This is a genomic window from Butyrivibrio sp. INlla21 (genome assembly GCF_900116875.1).
Classification (GTDB): Bacteria; Bacillota; Clostridia; order Lachnospirales; family Lachnospiraceae; genus Butyrivibrio.
Map to the genome: position 1 here is coordinate 18,401 of NZ_FPCC01000010.1, position 17,154 is coordinate 35,554.

At 41.5% G+C, this 17,154-nt stretch carries 18 protein-coding genes; 5 read left to right on the forward strand and 13 right to left on the reverse strand.

The genetic code is table 11. The annotated features are described in order from the left end of the window. Positions 1-2: 2 nt before the first annotated feature. From BM377_RS07405 to BM377_RS07415, 3 genes are all read right to left on the reverse strand, one after another. Positions 3-1,127 carry an SLC13 family permease gene (locus BM377_RS07405; RefSeq protein ID WP_092246399.1) on the reverse strand — a complete coding sequence of 375 codons (1,125 nt, stop codon included), beginning with the start codon at positions 1,125-1,127 and terminating at the stop codon, positions 3-5. A 190-nt stretch (positions 1,128-1,317) separates the two neighbouring features. Then, a complete protein-coding gene (gene sstT, locus BM377_RS07410) occupies positions 1,318-2,571 on the reverse strand; it encodes a serine/threonine transporter SstT (RefSeq protein ID WP_092246081.1) in 1,254 nt (417 codons plus the stop codon). A 65-nt stretch (positions 2,572-2,636) separates the two neighbouring features. Further along, positions 2,637-3,773 (reverse strand): MFS transporter, encoded by a 1,137-nt coding sequence (locus BM377_RS07415; RefSeq protein WP_278290231.1) that lies wholly within the window; start codon positions 3,771-3,773, stop codon positions 2,637-2,639. A gap of 186 nt (positions 3,774-3,959) precedes the next feature. Between BM377_RS07415 and BM377_RS07420 the strand changes: the two genes are divergently transcribed. Further along, positions 3,960-4,523 (forward strand): hypothetical protein, encoded by a 564-nt coding sequence (locus BM377_RS07420; protein WP_092246089.1) that lies wholly within the window; start codon positions 3,960-3,962, stop codon positions 4,521-4,523. A 6-nt stretch (positions 4,524-4,529) separates the two neighbouring features. On the opposite strand, the gene BM377_RS07425 is transcribed toward BM377_RS07420, so the two are convergent. The 6 genes from BM377_RS07425 to BM377_RS07450 all read right to left on the reverse strand — a co-directional run bounded on the left by BM377_RS07425 (position 4,530) and on the right by BM377_RS07450 (position 9,842). Then, the gene (locus BM377_RS07425) at positions 4,530-5,750 is read right to left on the reverse strand and encodes a hypothetical protein (RefSeq protein ID WP_092246092.1); all 1,221 of its coding nucleotides are present in this window, start codon (positions 5,748-5,750) and stop codon (positions 4,530-4,532) included. Between the two features lie 22 nt (positions 5,751-5,772). After that, the gene (locus tag BM377_RS07430) at positions 5,773-7,260 is read right to left on the reverse strand and encodes a 4Fe-4S dicluster domain-containing protein (RefSeq protein WP_092246095.1); all 1,488 of its coding nucleotides are present in this window, start codon (positions 7,258-7,260) and stop codon (positions 5,773-5,775) included. A 61-nt stretch (positions 7,261-7,321) separates the two neighbouring features. Further along, positions 7,322-7,849, reverse strand: a complete 528-nt coding sequence (locus BM377_RS07435; RefSeq protein ID WP_092246098.1) for a cysteine hydrolase family protein — start codon at positions 7,847-7,849, stop codon at positions 7,322-7,324. A gap of 13 nt (positions 7,850-7,862) precedes the next feature. Next, positions 7,863-8,681, reverse strand: coding sequence for an MBL fold metallo-hydrolase (locus tag BM377_RS07440; protein WP_092246101.1), 819 nt, complete (start codon positions 8,679-8,681; stop codon positions 7,863-7,865). A gap of 25 nt (positions 8,682-8,706) precedes the next feature. Then, positions 8,707-9,273, reverse strand: a complete 567-nt coding sequence (locus BM377_RS07445) for a GNAT family N-acetyltransferase (protein ID WP_092246105.1) — start codon at positions 9,271-9,273, stop codon at positions 8,707-8,709. A gap of 26 nt (positions 9,274-9,299) precedes the next feature. Then, complete coding sequence (locus BM377_RS07450; RefSeq protein ID WP_092246108.1) at positions 9,300-9,842, reverse strand: DUF5680 domain-containing protein; 543 nt, start codon at positions 9,840-9,842, stop codon at positions 9,300-9,302. 115 nt (positions 9,843-9,957) lie between these two features. On the opposite strand from BM377_RS07450, the gene BM377_RS07455 reads away from it, so the two are divergent. After that, a complete protein-coding gene (locus BM377_RS07455; protein ID WP_092246111.1) occupies positions 9,958-10,422 on the forward strand; it encodes a GNAT family N-acetyltransferase in 465 nt (154 codons plus the stop codon). A gap of 33 nt (positions 10,423-10,455) precedes the next feature. Here BM377_RS07455 and BM377_RS07460 read toward each other — a convergent pair whose 3' ends face one another. From BM377_RS07460 to BM377_RS07470, 3 genes are read right to left on the reverse strand one after another with little or no spacing between them, the layout of a single operon-like run. Continuing rightward, positions 10,456-10,935, reverse strand: a complete 480-nt coding sequence (locus BM377_RS07460) for a DNA-deoxyinosine glycosylase (protein ID WP_092246114.1) — start codon at positions 10,933-10,935, stop codon at positions 10,456-10,458. Between the two features lie 48 nt (positions 10,936-10,983). Further along, positions 10,984-12,147, reverse strand: a complete 1,164-nt coding sequence (locus BM377_RS07465; RefSeq protein ID WP_092246118.1) for a sensor histidine kinase — start codon at positions 12,145-12,147, stop codon at positions 10,984-10,986. Next, positions 12,147-12,851: a response regulator transcription factor gene (locus BM377_RS07470; RefSeq protein ID WP_092246121.1), complete on the reverse strand. Its 705-nt coding sequence runs from the start codon at positions 12,849-12,851 to the stop codon at positions 12,147-12,149. The genes BM377_RS07465 and BM377_RS07470 overlap by 1 nt, the downstream gene beginning before the upstream one ends. 158 nt (positions 12,852-13,009) lie before the next feature. Here BM377_RS07470 and BM377_RS07475 point away from each other — a divergent pair, with 158 nt between their 5' ends. Together BM377_RS07475 and BM377_RS07480 are read left to right on the forward strand one after the other, a co-directional pair. Continuing rightward, entirely contained in the window at positions 13,010-13,729 is a 720-nt protein-coding gene (locus BM377_RS07475) for an ABC transporter ATP-binding protein (RefSeq protein ID WP_092246124.1), read from the forward strand. Positions 13,730-13,731: 2 nt separating this feature from the next. Then, positions 13,732-15,252, forward strand: a complete 1,521-nt coding sequence (locus tag BM377_RS07480) for an ABC transporter permease (RefSeq protein WP_092246126.1) — start codon at positions 13,732-13,734, stop codon at positions 15,250-15,252. Between the two features lie 95 nt (positions 15,253-15,347). On the opposite strand, the gene BM377_RS07485 is transcribed toward BM377_RS07480, so the two are convergent. Continuing rightward, positions 15,348-16,220, reverse strand: a complete 873-nt coding sequence (locus BM377_RS07485; protein ID WP_092246129.1) for an aminoglycoside 6-adenylyltransferase — start codon at positions 16,218-16,220, stop codon at positions 15,348-15,350. A 99-nt stretch (positions 16,221-16,319) separates the two neighbouring features. Between BM377_RS07485 and BM377_RS07490 the strand changes: the two genes are divergently transcribed. Beyond that, positions 16,320-17,066 carry an SDR family NAD(P)-dependent oxidoreductase gene (locus BM377_RS07490; protein WP_092246132.1) on the forward strand — a complete coding sequence of 249 codons (747 nt, stop codon included), beginning with the start codon at positions 16,320-16,322 and terminating at the stop codon, positions 17,064-17,066. Positions 17,067-17,154 lie beyond the last annotated feature (88 nt).

Genomic DNA, 17,154 nt, shown 5'->3' on the forward strand with positions numbered 1-17,154 from the left:
GATCAGCCTCCTAAAATCTGATGAAGCAGTATCATGCACAAAAGCATGATGATATTGATAACAGTAAATTTAAGCAAATAAGCACCCTTTTTATCCGGATACTCATTGGCAAAATTCTTGTACGAAATAAGACTTGCCATGGAAGCAATAAGCGTTCCGAGGCCCCCTACGTTCACGCCTGCTATGATCTCTTTTACATCGGACGCAAACCCGATAAGAAGGAATGTAGCAGGAACATTGCTTATAACCTGACTTGCGATTATAGAGATAAAGAATTCCCTGCCACCGACAACACCTTTAAGCAGCTCGGAAATACGTTGTATTCTTCCAAGATTTCCTGTAAAGATAAAAAATCCTATAAATGTAAGAAGCAAGATATAATCCGCTCTGAACAAGATCTTATAATCCATTCCGAGAACGACAATAAAGATTGCCGAAACGGATATATACCATGGAAGATATCCAAGAACAGTCATAAGTGCCAATACAAAAAGCACCGTATAAATAACAATCTGTCTCTTTGATCCGAATTTTCCCACAGTTCCGACTTCTTCACTAAGTACAATGGGTTCTTTTCCCCTAGGCAAAAGAATTATTCCGATTGCTATAAGTATAAAAGCAAGTATGGTATACGGAAGTGTCACGGATAAAAATCCCGGCAAACTTAAGCCTGCTACTCCGTACAAATAAAGATTCTGCGGATTGCCAAGAGGAGTAAGCATACTTCCGAGGTTCGCCGCTACAGTCTGTAAGATCACAACCCATATCGTAAGGTCTTCTCTCTTACAGCTACTTAGCATCATAAGTGCAAACGGAACAAAAGTTATCAGCGCAACGTCATTGGTAATGAACATGCTGCTTATAAAACAAAGAAAAACAAGAGTCGCCGACAGTTGTCTTCCGTTTTTAACCTTAGAAAGAAGTGCTGTCGCAATCTTCTCAAATACCGTATTTTCTTTAAGTCCCTGAATGACTACCATTAGTCCCCACAATATACCCAGAGACCTAAAATCAATATAACCGATATACTCTTTTCCGGGTTTTATTATAAACGCCGAGATAACGGCAAGAATGAATGCAACGCATAACACCGGATCTATCGTGATCTTACGCTTTTCTTTTCCCATTTTTCCCACAGATTCTTTCTATACTCTTTTTCTACATAAATCATAAATGATTTTCCGTGACATATTATATGCCGACATATTGAAAAGGTCAAAAGAATTTGCTAATAATTTGCAATTTTACCACAAAATGCAGATTATGTCTCATTACAGCAAAAAACCCGCAGCATAGCTGCGGGTAATAAGCTTTCTATCAGATATCAACCTTTGTTGTTCCGCCAAGGAAAGTCGGAAGTGATTTGCCTTCTCTCTTCCACTGAGCATACTCAGCTGTTGCGGCAAACATTACGTCTCCCGATGAATTAAGTGCTGTTTCTACAGAATCCTGAACAACACCTATGATAAAGCCAACCGCTACAACCTGCATCGCTACATCGGGGTTAACTCCAAAGAGCGAACATGCCATAGGGATAAGAAGAAGCGATCCGCCGGCAACGCCCGATGCTCCGCAAGCAGCAAGTGTTGCGATAAACGCAAGTACAAGCGCAGTGGCAAATGACACATGAATACCGACCGTATTGGCAGCCGCAAGTGACATTACCGCGATTGTGATCGCAGCTCCGTCCATGTTGATCGTAGCTCCCAAAGGAATTGATACGGCATACATCTCTTTATCCATTCCTAGATTCTCGCAAAGCTCCATATTAACAGGTATGTTGGCAGCGGAGCTTCTTGTAAAGAACGCTGTTACTCCAGATTCTCTGAGGCATCTGAACACAAGCGGATAAGGATTAACCTTAAGTGTGATCGCTGCAAGAAGAGGATCGATAACAAGTGCCACAACAAGCATACATCCTACAAGAAGTGCAAGAAGCTTGCCGTAATCGGTAAATATCGCAAGACCGTTGGTCGAAACGTTCTCATAAACAAGACCCATGATTCCGAAAGGTGCAAGATTGATTATCCACTTAACTGCTGTAGATACCATATTTGAGAAGTCTTCAAGTACCTTCTTGGTGCTGTCGCTTGCGACCTTCTTTGCAGCAAGTCCCAATATAACCGCCCAAAACAAAATACCTATATATCTACCCTCAAGAAGTGCTCCGACAGGGTTGGCCACCATATTTACAAGAAGGTTTGAAAGCACCTCTCCAACACCTGTAGGAACAGCCTCTGCTGTAGCAGCTTCACTTAACATGATCGTCTGAGGGAAAATAAAACTTCCCACAACCGCTACCACAGAAGCAAGCAGCGTGCTTACCATATACAAAACAATTACAGATACAAATCTTCTGTCGAGCTTATCGTTTCCCTGCGCAAGCGCGGAAATAACAAGCACAAATACAAGTACGGGAGCAACCGCCTTAAGTGCTCCTACAAATATCTTTCCAAACAGCGTGATAACTGCCAGATCCTTGAATAATAACCCCAAAATTGTTCCAAGAACAAGACCGCACAAAATGCGGATGATCAAACTTACACTATTATAAGCCTTTACTATTTTCATACGTTCTCCTTTCAAGTCTGATATAGCATAATTTTATCACTTCAACCCGATAACGTAAAACAGAATCATACCACAGACACGATAAATCCGAACAAAGGTGACAACGCTATCATCACGATCGAGAAGGAAAAAGAATTAACGGATACAAGTGTCGCCCTCTGATCCGAAGGTATCATTGTGTTTAAAACCACATCTGACCTTACGCAGAGCAGCGTATCGGAAAATGAACCGATAAATCCGCCTATCACCATCAGGATACTGTTTCCCGTCAGTATTGATGCTACGGAAAGTGCCACGCCAAACGCTCCTATCATTGCAATATGCTTAAACCTTCTGCCTGCCATCAGCTTTGCGGCAAACGCGCCAAGCACCGCTCCCATTCCCATTATAAAAAGAGCCGGTCCCAGCATGAGCTCCGGAAGTCCTGCGATAGGAAGCTTTGCCTGTAAAAAGAAAAGAATGAGCGTAGCCGATGATCCGACAAAAGCATTCAAAACAATGATCTGCCTTGCCCTCTTATTTTCTTTTATAAACGCAGCGCTCTCTTTTGCGACTTCAACAAATCTCTTTTTAATACTCGCTTCTTTTGAAAGCTCGGTAGAAATTTCTTTTAACGAAAGAGCTATACCTATGCTCAGGATCCCCATAAACACATCAACCGCGTAAGCTCTTTTATATCCGAGCATAAGCGCCACGCCCGCCATAAGCGTTGCGATGGAACTTGTAATCTTATATATCACCATATCGACCGAAGCAAATCTGTCGTATTCACTCTCGATATCCGCTTCTTTGAGACTGTCATACGCAAGTGCTTCTCGTGTTCCCGACGCAAGGTTATAGCTTAGCGCACCCGGGATCATTGCAAGCGCCACCATCCAAAACGAATCCGATACGATCAAAATGATTCCGGAAAGTACCGACATGATCCTTCCGGCTACCATGACCTTCTTTCTTCCGAACACATCGGCAATGGCTCCCGACGGAACTTCAAAGAACATGCTCGCAACATGAAATATACTCTCCGCAAGTCCGATCTCGACCATGGAAAAGCCTCTTGCCGCAAGCAGCGCCACCCATGATGCTCCCGCGATCATAAGCGCACTTGTTCCGTCCAATAACAATAATTTTTTTATCTGTTTTCTCGCATTATTTTTATTCATAAAAAAACTCCTTATCTTTTTTAGTTCAAAAAATAAGGAGATAACTACGCTTTATAGATATTTTCTATCCCAAAAATCATCTAAAAAAGAGCGCACTATCCCCGTAAACCGCCAAAAAGTTACCTTTCATCAGATGAATATTGGTTGTTTTCCAGGTCATTCATGTGCTCCTTTCTTCGGAAAGTATGATATCATTAATTTATAGATTTAGCCAGAGAGGGGGACGCTATGTACGCAGAAAAACTTGCAGTTATTTTCCCGGGGATCGGTTACACTCACGATAAGCCTCTTTTGTATTATGCCAAAGAAATGGCTAGAGAGCATGGGTATAAAGTTATAGAGATAACTTACAAACTGCCCTACAAATCGCACGAGGTTAAGGGCAAGGAAGAAGTTATGCATTCTGTTTTTGAGATAGCGTTAAAGCAGACCATCGATCAGCTTAAGGATGTAGAATTCGATAGATATGAAGAAGTTCTTTTTATCGGAAAGAGCATCGGAACAACTCTTGCCGGCTATTACGCATGGAAGAACGAGATCAACGCAATTCACATCGTTCTGACTCCCGTTGCTGAAACCTTTAAATTCCTTGAAGGCGTTAAAGCGATCGTCTTTCACGGAACTGCGGATGCATGGTGCGAAACCGAACTTGCAAGAAAACAATGCTGCGAGCTAAATCTTCCGCTTCACGAAATACAGGGAGCAAACCACTCTCTCGAAACAAAAGAGACAATAAAGGATATCAAAAATCTCAAGGGAATCTTTAAACAGATAGAAGTCTTTCTGTTTTGATCTTTATCAGGAAAGTGCAAGCATTATTCTGCTCTCTCTAAGTGTTTTGGACTGCTCATAGTCGTATTCTATCGTGTTGATATTGGCATTTGGATACATCTGCCGAAGCTTTTTTAGAATACCTCTCTCCGCCACGTGACTTACCAGACAGCCGAACGGATGCACTATCAGTATCTTGTCATATCCCTTCTGAATCATGTCTGTCACTTCCGCGAGAACAAGCCAGCCGTCACCTATATTGTAATACTCGCTTAGAAGTTCATTGGCTGTCTTTTTCATTTCATAAAACGATCCGTCCGCTACAAATCCGTTTTGTTCCAAAAGCTCTTTTATCTTATTCTGCATCTTGATCATACGATCCATAAAAAACTTATAAGCCTTTAATACGGCTTTTGGCGCCATATTAAGCTCTGCGGATTTCATCTCGGTATATACGACATAAATGCAATAGTTTAAAAAACCTTCCATTCTGTAATCCATGTCGTGGTCTTTAAGAAAATCCTCAAGATGTCTGTTTCCTATAGGCGAGCATTTTATGTAGATCTCTCCCGCCACACCGACCTTGGTAAGCGGCCTCTCAGCCTTGGTATAGCAAGGTATCTTTTTAAAATCAGAAATAACTTCCTGATAAATATTGTTCTTTAATAAAAGATTTTTCCCTGTGGAGATATTTCCCGAAAGCTTATCTATCCAATTTCGATAAAGCAAATCCGTCTCGCCCTTATTCTTCTCATAAGGCCTTATCTGCTGGTAAAGACTCATAAGAAGATCGCCGTAGCACACCGCAGCGATCGCACCCAAAAGCATTTTTAAATTGATCTTAAATCCCGGATGACTCTCCGCTCCTCTAAAATTCAAAGAAAGAACGGGAATCTTGTACCCGCTCTTTTTTACACATTGAATAATAAGATCGTAGTAATTACCCGCTCTGCATGCGCCTCCTGCCTGAGGCTCAAGGATGGCGGTCCTGTCAAGATCTACATTTCCAGAAGCAATATGTGCCATGAGATTACCGATAATGTCTATCGCACATGTGCAATAGGCAGAGTTGATAAACCTAAATGCATTCTCGGGCACTCTTTCATACTCAGGTACAACCGCCAGGTTATAGCCACCATATTTAAACGCCGCGATAAGAAGCTCATTGTGATAATGAAGCATATCCGGCATGTAGATGGTATGTGTTTTTTTCATTTTTGAAGTAAAAAGCGTGTTGTCCCTGTTCACTTACAATTCCTTGTTCTTAAATTCAATCGGGAAGATCTATCTTCTTGCCGTCTCTGTGCATCGAAAACTTGTCCATTGGATACTTCTTGAGGTTCTCAAGAACCTTTCTGTCATCTGCCTTGGCAAGGAGGTTCTCTCTTGCCTTGGTGATCTCAACCTCGGTCTTGTGCTTGGAAGGTCCGCCCACACAACCGCCGGGACATACCATGCCCTCGATAAAGTCATCGGGGAATCTGCCTGCCTTTAGAAGCAAAAGAGCTTTCTTACACTCGTTGCCTCCCGCAACCTGATGGAGCTTAATATTGCTTACATCTTCTCCTCTTTCTTTCATGCATTCAATAACTGCATTGGCAACGCCGCCGCTTGTTGCAAAACGTTTGCCCCAGATAGAAGACTCCTGATACTCATCTGTAACAGGTTCAAAATCTATATCTTTTGATCTCATAAGAGCTCTAAGCTCACCGTATGTCACAACATAATCGGCATTATCCGGAACGCTCTCATCCTGCGCCTCAGACTTCTTGGCAATGCAAGGTCCTACAAATACCGTCACGCAACCGGGTCGAGTTGCCTTAAGATATCTTGAGATCGCACACATAGGTGAAACCGTTGAAGACATATTGTTCTCAAACTGCTCGGGGAAGTGCTTCTTAAGCATGTTGATAAATGCAGGGCAGCAAGACGTTGTCATCTTCTTACCTTCCGCATATGCTTCAGCCCACTCTTTTGACTCATAAGCAGCCGTCATATCTCCGCCGAGACCAACTTCCACCATATCTGAGAATCCAAGCTTAATAAGCGCATTTCTGACAGAAGCCATGGAGATATCTTCACCGAACTGGCCTTCTGTAGCGGGTGCGCACATAGCGATGACTTCTTTTCCCGATTTAATAGCTTCTATGATCTGAACAAGGAACGTCTTTGATCCTATAGCTCCGAAAGGACAACTGTGAATGCAGTGCCCGCACTGGATACACTTGCTCTCATCAATCTTACAATAGCCGTTCTCATCATAAGTAATGGCGCCTACAGGACATGCCTTATGGCATGGACGCTCAAGATGAACTATTGCTCCGTAAGGACATGCATTTGCGCACATTCCGCACTCTTTGCACTTGGTAGAATCAATGTGCATCCTGACATCGCCCGGATGGATCGCATCAAATTTACATGAGTTAAGACAAGCCTTTCCCATACAGAAACGACAGTTATCCGTTACGGAAAAAGCATGAATAGGACATTCGTCACATGCAGGATCGATTACCTGAACAATGTTTTTGGAACCTTCGTTGTATGAGGTGCTCTGTCCGCACGCCAGGCGAATTCTCTGTCTGACGATCTCGCGCTCTTTGAAAACGCAGCATCTGTAAACAGGCTTTGGTCCCGGAGCAAGCTCATAAACAAGCCTATCCTTGTGCTCTTCATCAAGCTCGCCTTTCCACGCAAGCTTGCAGACTTCTACCATTATTCTGTGTTTAAACGCAACCAGTCCTTTATCATTCGTTACCATAATATTCTCCCACCTAAAAATATTAATAGTTACATTTATGATCCCTTGCCGGATCTTACTCTCACTCTTTTATTCTGTTTCTTGCCTCGTCCATGGAGATGCATTTGGCGTATCTCGGATCCCACATGAACTCATTGTAATAGCGATAGCAGGTTGCCCTATCCATGAAATCGCTGTCAAATGTTGAATTGGTATATTCCGGAACCAGTACTTCAAAGCCGTTATCAAAGCCGGTTCTTATAGTCGCATCAATGCAAAAGTTAGTTTGAAGCCCAACGATCATTATGGTCTTCTCACCTTTTTCTTTTAAGTAATCCAAAAGACCTGTCGAAGGATGAAGCGCACTGTTTACAGCCTTTGTATATATCTTTTCTCCTTCTTTTGGTGCAAATTCATCATATATCTCATAGTCCGGGTCGCCTTTGCTAAAACCGGATCCGGGACCGTCGTCATGCTGAACATAAATAACTTCTTTGTTATTGTCTCTTGCAAGCTGAATAAGCTCCTTAATATTCGACTTTAATTTTTCAAATTCATAAAGTCTGTCATCTGTGATTCCTTTTTGAGTATCGATTACAAGTAAAACCATGTTGTCTCCTTCTTCAGAACTCTTTTACAAGTCCCACATGAAGCTGCTCGAGCTTATCTCCAAGCTCCTCTTTCATGATACCATAAGCCTTGCCCATAGTGCAGTGCCCTGTGCAAATATATTCAATCCCTGTATCACTGATATTCTTAGCGACTTCTTCAACTTCTTTTTTACTCTTGTTATACAGATGGAAACCGCCTATCAAGCCGTAGATGCGCTTGTCAGGGAATGTGCTCTTAACTTCGTTAATGATATTTACGGCACCGCCGTGAGAACAGCTGTTAAGTATAACAAGGCCCTTGTCCGTATCTATTACAAGGCTCTGCTCATGCGAGAAATCGTCAGGCTTTAATCTTCTGCCGACCTTGGTATACATCTTTTCCCTTTTCCCTATAAGATCAAGACACGGCGATTTGTGCGGTATAAGATAAACGCCGTCGCAGAGCTTATAATCACCCGATACAAATTCTATTCTATCGCCATAGTCCCTGATAACATTCTTGGGAATTCCGATATATCTTCTGAATATCAGATAATCTATCGCATAGCAGTTTTCCGCCGTGGTTTCCCTAAGATAAAACTTTGCTTTCTTGTTATCTTCAAAAAATCTGGGCATGCCGTTAGCGTGATCGTAGTGCGCGTGACTAAGAACCGCGTAGTCTATATCTTTGATGTCGAATCCGAGCTTTTGAAGATTCTCGGCAAAAAGATCGGAACCGCCGGCGTCAAGAAGGATCTTTTTATCATTGTGCTCGATCAGGATCGAAAGTCCCCATTCGCCTTTTAAATCCTGTCCTTCCTTGTTATCAACTATTACTGTAAGTTTGGTCATCATGTTCCCCTTTATCTGATATTTCTTATTTCTTGATAGTCCAATAGCAATTATAACCGTAGTTGTCATTGCCACCAATTAATAATCTGTCGGTCTTCTCAAAACCGTATTCTGAGAACGCCTTCGCACGCTCAACTGCGTACAGCGGAACTTTGGATATTATCTCATCGCAGTCAAAAAGCTCATATGCAGGCGGGATTATAACCGACAAGATGCTCTTTAATTCTTCCGCTTTTTCATACTTACTTCCGACATCAAGTCTGATAAGTCCGACATGTCCGAAGCTTCCGTCAGGCTCTCTGTGGAACATTTCTATCGTTCCGATTGCTTTGTTTGAAGCTTTATCAACGATCGTCCATCTCACAAAATACTTTTGCTCATAGGAATAGAGCCAGAAATCCACCGCTTTATCCATCAGCTCTTTTGTATTGTAAAAGAAATTGTCCCCGTGGCAATTGTCACTGTTAAAAAAAGGAAGCGCATTCTTATCCCCATAGACTTCAAGAAGATCCTCCGCATCTTCCTTCTTCACAAAGCGAAGAAGATATTTGTCATTTTCAAGTACCGGGCAAGTCTCATAAACGTTATTCATTCTGTCCTCCTGTTTAAGCATTATTTTTATTTCATAAGTCCGCCGTGGAATACACATTCGTAGACTTTTTTATCATCAAGATAAATCTCTTCGAATCCCTGAAACCATGTAAAATCTCCGGTCACCCTGCATCTGTAAGTGAACTCTCCCGACTTATACATCTCGGGTCCTCTGTATGGCATGTTTTTATCTGCATGCAAAAGAGCTTCCTTAAGGAAATCTCCGCTCTCATAAACAAAATCATGAGAAGTGTATCTTGTTGACTCAACTTCATTTATCTTAGCCGCGTATGTATTTTTATTGGCTTCAAGCCTAAATGCGATCAGCTCTTCAAGATCTGTCGGCTGAGCGGAAGATATATTGACTGCACAGTCCCTGTCCTTGACGAGATAATCAACGCTCACATTCATCAGGTCGCTTATCTGAATGAGATTCGCTATATCCGGATAGGCTTGCCCCGCCTCCCACTTGGCGACCGCCTGCCTTGACACTCCAAGCTTCTCAGCCAGTTCTTCCTGTGTAAGTGCATTATTCTTTCTGAGTATTTGTAGTTTATCGGGAAAAATCATTTTTATCACCTCCAAGAGGTATCATATAAAAGAAATGCATACGGTAACATCACCCGGAGGTTGCATTTTTGCTACTTTCTTTATACATTTATAATATCACAGGGAGGTAGACAAAATGGAATATAAAATTGCAACATTGGAAGACCTCGATCTTTTAACTTCTTCAAGAATCGAAGTTCTGCGCGCAGCAAATAAACTCGATTCTTCCGTAGATATGTCTGAAGTTGAAGCCTCTTCGAGAGAATATTATAAAAGAGCTCTCGCAGACGGAACTCACACGGCTATCCTTGTTATGGACAAAGGTTCTTTTGTCGGCGCCGGCGGCATGAGCTACTACGAGGTAATGCCTACATATCACAATCCAAGTGGGAAAAAAGCTTACGTGATGAATATGTACACCAATCCGAATTATCGCAGGCAGGGCATCGCGCTCAAGACTTTGGATATACTGGTAAAAGATGCTAAGAAACGCGGAATTACCCAGATATCACTCGAAGCAACGGATATGGGAAGACCCTTGTATGAAAAATATGGTTTTACCGATATGGGTTCAGAAATGGAGCTTGTCGATGCCGATTGATCCGGCACCGCAGCTCCATATTTTATTCCGTTATTAACTCTTTTTTATAATCTTCCACGCCTCGATCAGCTTTTCCATGTTCCACGCCGCGTTCGCGGGGCTTGTTGATGGTAGGCAGATTGCCGTTCTTTCAATAATCTTTTCCGTATATTTCTTATAATACTTTTCTGCAGTCTTCCCGTTTACGTATATTGCTTCAATGTTGGAGCTGTCCAGAATGATTTTCAAATCGTTAGGCGTTACGTTTTTTATGCTCGAATCGGACGATCCTGTTATATCGCATGAATGAATAACATCCCAGAGCGCTATCTTATTTCTTTTTAAAAGCGCCTTCTTCTCCGGAATTGTATTCGGAACTTCCTCATCAAAAAGCGCAGCGATAACCTTCCAAAATCTGTTCTGCTGATGCCCGTAGAAAAACTGCGCCTCCCTCGATTTCACCGAAGGGAAACTTCCAAGTATAAGCACTCTTGAATTCTTGTCATAAAGAGGTGGTATCGGATGCACGATCATCTTAATGCAAGCTCCTTGTAGATTTTCTCAATTACAGGTGATTTGTTCTCATTTCTTTTTACCAAAATCTATCTCACACCTAAAACATTCATTTTCTTCCGAAGAAAAACGTACCGCGTACTTATACTTTTTTGCAACCTGCTTTACGACGCGTATTCCAAGACCGTGTTCCGGAAGATACGCATTCTTAATTTTGGCGTTCAACGACTTTATCTTTTGCTCACTTGTGCCTTGTCCGTTATCACTTATGACAAGTCTTGCCTTGCCTTTGCCTCGATCTGATAGCGTAACCTTTATCTCGCAACCCTTTTCGTTATGAACGATAGAGTTGGTAATAATGTTCTCAAGCATGCGTCTGATAAGCATGACATCCGCCTGAATACTGTAATTCTCGAGCTTCTCATCTACCTGAAGATCAAACGAATAATCTTCATAGGTATTTATATAGTCGCACAAAATCTCTCTTAGAAGTGATGTGAGATTAATCTTTTCATTATTCCATTTGCCCGTTCCCGCTTCGAGTTTGTTCTCGGTATTAAGATTGCCTATAAGGTCTCTGATCTTGAAGCACTGCTTTTCCTCCACGCTTCCTTTTTCCACAGATCCCATGACTATACTAAGAGGAGTTCTTATGTCATGCGAAACTCCTGCGATCCACTCTGTCCGCGCTTTCTCTCTGTTGATCATCCACTTGCGAGTGATCAAAAAAGGTAATAGCAAAAGAATCAGCACATTAGCAAAGAACATATATGGTCCGAATTTAATCATGCCGTCCATGGTATTTGCATTTATTTCCAGACAGTATTTCCATCTGCTTCCTTTAGGATGTCCGATCACAAGAATCCCATCATCTCTTGTCCACGTGTACGTTGGATAGTCGTTTAAATACCAACGCGTAAAAGAAGCCACATCTTTTATCCCATAAGAATCCGGAATCTCCGAAGGCATATTGTGATTCCATATAACGCTTCCCGAATCATCTATGATCATGGCAAAAGAACCGGTTTTATCAAGCAGTTCATATACCGATCCGTCAACCTGATACTCACCGTTTGCACTTATGATCTTCTCAGATACTTTTTCTATATGAGACGTATTGAGATAATTCTCTTGCTTTTGAACGCATATAAAAAACAAAACGAAAATGTCGATCACGATCAATGACGCCAATACCAGCATCATGGAAAGGAAATATCCGGATAATTTTTTCATTACTTTCTACCTCTGATATTCAGCCTGTATCCCAGCCCTCGAACCGTCTGCAAATACTCAGGCTTTGACGGATCTTCTTCAACTTTTTCACGTAGTCTCCTTACATGAACTATAAGCGAGTTCTCAAGTCCATAGCTACCGTCCGGCCAAAGCGTATCCATAAGGGCGTTCAGCGAAACAATTTTCCCCTGATTATCATATAGTTTGGAAAAAAGCTGAAACTCTTTTGCGGTAAGTTCTACTTCGCCATCGGGTCTTTTTACTATTCCCGACGATAGATCCACTCTCACCGTGCCAAGCTCAACGACCGTATTCTCCGTCAAATGATACGTCCTTCTAAGGACTGCTTTTATGCGCAAAAGAAGCTCCTCGGGAGTATAAGGTTTTGTCACATAATCATCGGCGCCAAGCCCGAGCCCTTTCAATCTGCTTGTTTCTTCATCTCTTGCAGAAAGAAAAATAACAGGAATATTTATCCCTCTCTTTTTCCACGACTCATATAGAGAAAGCCCGCTTATACCGGGCATCATTATGTCCAGCACGACCAGATCTGCCTGCTCTTTTTCCATGATCTCATCTGCTTCTTCTCCGTTTAATGCATACAGTACATTATTAAAACCATTCTCAGATAAGAGCTTTTTATTGATTTCTAAAATCTTTTTCTCATCATCCACCAATAGGATTCTGCAATCTGATAACACCATAATTTCTTCCTCTTTCCGATTTAAATATAAGTATACACATATCACTTTCGAAATGAAATAACCGCGCTTACCGCGTAAGGTAAATGTAATGTAGGCGTCATGTTCAGGTAATCTTCCCTTTTTATACTAAGCTTATCAAATATACGGAGGACGCACTGATGAAAAAATATGTAATTGAAACCTACAATCTTTGCAAAAAGAGCGGTCGCAAATACAGAATAAAAGATGTAAATTTAGCAGTTCCGAAAGGATGCATCTATGGTTTTCTCGGCCCCAACGGTGCGGGAAAAACTACCACAATGAAGCTTCTTCTCGGACTTATACAACCTGACGGCGGAAGCATGGAAGTTCTCGGAAAAAAGATGTCGCCCAAGAACAGATTTGAAATTAATACGAAGACCGGAAGTCTTATCGAAAGCCCTGGATTCTACGGACATCTCACCGGTCAGGAAAATCTTGAGATAATTGCTCGCTACAAAAAACTTGGAGCAAGCGATATAAAAGAAGCTCTTAAAACAGTCGGTCTGTATGAGAGAAAAGACGACAAAGTTAAAAACTATTCGCTCGGAATGAAGCAGCGACTCGGTATCGCGATGGCACTGATGGGAAGGCCAGAGCTGATCATCTTGGACGAACCTACAAACGGTCTTGATCCCGCAGGTATAAATGAGATCAGAAATCTTGTAAAAAGTATTCCCGAAAGATATGGCTCAACGGTTATTATTTCAAGTCATCTTCTTTCTGAAGTTGAACAGATCGCAGACTACGTCGGAATCATCAACAAAGGACATATGATCTATCAAGGTCTTTTATCTGAACTTGAGATCGGTGATGCTTCTCTTGAAGAAGTATTCCTCGAAATGACAAAAGGAGCTTAAAAATGGGTATTATCGGAAATCTTTTTATAGAACTAAAAAAACATAAACGCCGCTTCAACCTGCTGTTATTTCCTTTGATAATTGTTTTGGAAATTGCATTTATAATGGGAAATTATAGTGGTCAGCGGGGTTCTGCAGATGGATGGATGATTCTTTTTTATATTATTCCAATCATAAACTGTTTATTTTTCCCGGTTACGATAGCGGGCTTCGCTTCCAGATTAATGGATATTGAGCATAAGGGAGAAATGCTCAAGTGCTTGTATACCTTCACCACACCGCAAAGAATCTTTTTTACAAAATATCTTTATGGTGCAATAGCCACATTCATACTTGTTGTAATGCAATGCGGATCGGTCATTATCTGTTGCAAGATTCTTGATTTTGACAGCACTTTCCCGGTTAAATATCTTTTTATCCACGGAATGACCACGTACATAACCTGCATGACCTTACTTAGCCTCCACCTTATGTTGGCATATTTTTACAGAAATCAGGCAGTTAGTATTTCCGTTGGAATACTGGGAAGTTTCACAGCCTTTTTCTCTTTATTCCTTCCATCAACAATTATCCAAAAGCTCCTTCCTTGGGAGTCGTTCGTGTCATGCGGATTTATCACAATGGATTGGGACAGGGACACGAGAGATATTTCGTATGCTCTCTGCAATCCCGACTATATACCTATGATCATCTGCATTGGATGGATAATTCTTTTTACATGCATCACTCTTATTTTGCTCAAGAGATCAGGTGTAGAGGAAACAGAAAAAGCAAATAATAATCGAAAGACCAAGAGGATTCTTCTTCACAAGCGTCCGGTTGAGATCTTGAAATTAAAGGGTTCTCCTGCATGGATTGCGTTTTTCATTGTTCCCGCAATATCGGCAGCGATCGGAACCGTAAACTATCTCGGCAATATCAGTATCTTAAAAGACGGTTGGTACTCACTGTGGACTCAGCACACTTTGTTTTTATGCTACTTCTTCATGCCCGTTATCATCGGAATATTTACGGGATGCATCTGGAGAGTTGAACACACCGGAACAAATATGAATCTTATGATGACTCATCAAAGACCTGCAATGATAGTACTCGGCAAATATGCAGCTACATGTTTCATTACATCTGTTTCGCTTATCTGGGTCGTAGCCTTATACCTTATTTCCGGCTCGATCATACATATGGACGGAACTCTTCCGTCCGGGATCATTCAATGGTTAATCATGGGAATCCTAAGTTCCTGGGTTATATGTGCTTTCCAGGTTCTTGTTTCCTTGGTTATAAGGAATTTTATTCTCCCCGTGATAGTTGCTTTCCTTGGCAGTTTCGCCGGCTTGTCATGTATAACAAAGGGCGCCCCTTACCTCACCCCATTTTCTTTGTTTGACATTGCCATGAACCAAAAGGAATTAGGAACTATAGATATAAGATCATTCGCCCTTTCATCCATCATCTTTATAACTGCTTTTATCATGATCGCTATCATGTATCTTAGCCGTACCGATGTCAGATCCAATGAATGATCTTATAATAAATCGAGTAGATAACCCATACTCGATCTGACAAAAAAGTACAGCAGAGCATTTAATATATGCTTTGCTGTACTTTATTATCTTTTTTATAAAATAGTTTTGGCATCTGCCTTAGCCATTCTAACACGGTTTAGATAAAAAAGACAGTTATCGGCTTCAGTTCTATTGAATGTAAAGCCGCTTTCTTTTGCAAACCATTTCGATGTGTCGTAAAAAAGTTTGCACATTGTTTCAACGGACTTCCACATTTCTTCTACATCGACGCCGCAATATGTATCAAGGTAAGCTTGCCATTCTTCTTTGGAAAGCCACTTATGCATATACTTTCCGGACTTTCCGATGCTTACAGAATAGTCCGTTATTATACCTATTTTCCATGAAAGCATTTTTTCAAGCTGTTTTCTTACAACGAAATTCAGCATGTCCTGGGCATATGTAACCTCTTTTCTCCAAAGCCCTTTTGCAATGTTATTAAGGCACCACCAAAACTCATTGCATGTAGCTGCGTACTGATCCTCGCTTGGTTTCTTGACATGATAATCAGCATCTGTCGCTTCAGGAATAATCGGAAGTATTCCGTCTTTATCCAAAAGGATCTTACAAAGCCTGTCTTCAAGCACATTCTCTTTTGCATGCGCTTCGGATTTGAGCGTAAGATCAAGTCTGTTTCCGTCGGTAAATATCATAAGATATCCATATGATTTTGCTCTATCGCTTGGATAATCGGGGGATTCATCGGGATACTGCATGAATAGGATGTCTCCGAAATGACGAATCCAATCTTTATCTTTGATAAAAGACTCCGTCTCTTTTACCACATAGACAATGTCGTAGTCTTGAAAAATATCTTTCGGAGCATTTTTATCAGTCCTTGAACCGTTCATATATACCGCTCGGATCCTATCATCCTCGCGGGCGGTATTAAGAATTAAATCCATCATCTCTTTTTCTGTTCGCATGAAAAAAACTCCTTTCAACTTCCCCTCTATTATTTGAAAAACGTTACTTATAGTACTATAATTTAGACACTATATTAATGTATAAAGGAGAAGGTTATAATGGAACTCAAAGGAAAAACAGCTATTGTAACCGGTGGTACATCGGGAATCGGTCTTTCAACAGCACAAGCTTTTCTTGAAAAGGGTGCTAAGGTTGTTATTGCGGGCCGTAACGTTCAGCGTGGAGAAAAGGCAGCAGCTGATTTATCAAAGATATCTTCTGACGTTGCATTCTTCCAAGCTGACACATCTGATGAAGAGAGCGTAAAGAAGTTGGTAGACTTTGCAGTTGAACGCTTTGGCTCACTTGATGTTATGGTTAATAACGCCGGTATTGGTATCCATGGGACAGTTGACCAGCTGTCCGCTGAAGATTGGAACACAGTGATTGCGATCAATCTTAACGGCGTATTCTATGGTACAAAGTATGCAGCTATTCAGATGAAGAAGCAGGGACATGGCGGTGCGATCATATCCACATCTTCTATCGAAGGTGTTATCGGCGATCCTATCATCCCTTCTTACTGCGCAGCTAAGGGTGGTGTAAATCAGCTTACAAAATCCTCAGCTCTTTCACTTGCTAAAGATGGTATCCGCGTAAACACCGTTAATCCCGGCTATGTAGATACACCTCTTGTTAGCCTTGAAGCACTTGGCCAGGAACTTCGCGATGCACTTATTGCTATGCATCCACTTGGACGTTTCGCTAAGCCTGAAGAAATCGCACATGCGATCATCTTCCTCGCAGAAAATGATTTCGTAACAGGCACACATCTTGTAGTTGATGGTGGTTACACAGCTCAATAACATTATTGATAACACATTAGGCAAGGCAGTTTCTCTCTGAGAGGCTGCCTTGTTTTTTTATTATTTTTTCAATCTTTGCTTTATTGAT

Bases quoted from the DNA above. Each gene is read 5' to 3' on its own strand.
- BM377_RS07435 (WP_092246098.1), bottom strand. From the start codon at position 7,849: ATGGTTTTACTTGTAATCGATACTCAAAAAGGAATCACAGATGACAGA.
- BM377_RS07460 (WP_092246114.1), bottom strand. From the start codon at position 10,935: ATGATCGTGCATCCGATACCACCTCTTTATGACAAGAATTCAAGAGTG.
- BM377_RS07475 (WP_092246124.1), top strand. From the start codon at position 13,010: ATGAAAAAATATGTAATTGAAACCTACAATCTTTGCAAAAAGAGCGGT.
- BM377_RS07455 (WP_092246111.1), top strand. From the start codon at position 9,958: ATGGAATATAAAATTGCAACATTGGAAGACCTCGATCTTTTAACTTCT.
- BM377_RS07440 (WP_092246101.1), bottom strand. From the start codon at position 8,681: ATGACCAAACTTACAGTAATAGTTGATAACAAGGAAGGACAGGATTTA.
- BM377_RS07470 (WP_092246121.1), bottom strand. From the start codon at position 12,851: ATGGTGTTATCAGATTGCAGAATCCTATTGGTGGATGATGAGAAAAAG.
- BM377_RS07405 (WP_092246399.1), bottom strand. From the start codon at position 1,127: ATGGGAAAAGAAAAGCGTAAGATCACGATAGATCCGGTGTTATGCGTT.
- BM377_RS07430 (WP_092246095.1), bottom strand. From the start codon at position 7,260: ATGGTAACGAATGATAAAGGACTGGTTGCGTTTAAACACAGAATAATG.
- sstT (WP_092246081.1), bottom strand. From the start codon at position 2,571: ATGAAAATAGTAAAGGCTTATAATAGTGTAAGTTTGATCATCCGCATT.
- BM377_RS07490 (WP_092246132.1), top strand. From the start codon at position 16,320: ATGGAACTCAAAGGAAAAACAGCTATTGTAACCGGTGGTACATCGGGA.
- BM377_RS07450 (WP_092246108.1), bottom strand. From the start codon at position 9,842: ATGATTTTTCCCGATAAACTACAAATACTCAGAAAGAATAATGCACTT.
- BM377_RS07420 (WP_092246089.1), top strand. From the start codon at position 3,960: ATGTACGCAGAAAAACTTGCAGTTATTTTCCCGGGGATCGGTTACACT.
- BM377_RS07445 (WP_092246105.1), bottom strand. From the start codon at position 9,273: ATGAATAACGTTTATGAGACTTGCCCGGTACTTGAAAATGACAAATAT.
- BM377_RS07465 (WP_092246118.1), bottom strand. From the start codon at position 12,147: ATGAAAAAATTATCCGGATATTTCCTTTCCATGATGCTGGTATTGGCG.
- BM377_RS07485 (WP_092246129.1), bottom strand. From the start codon at position 16,220: ATGCGAACAGAAAAAGAGATGATGGATTTAATTCTTAATACCGCCCGC.
- BM377_RS07480 (WP_092246126.1), top strand. From the start codon at position 13,732: ATGGGTATTATCGGAAATCTTTTTATAGAACTAAAAAAACATAAACGC.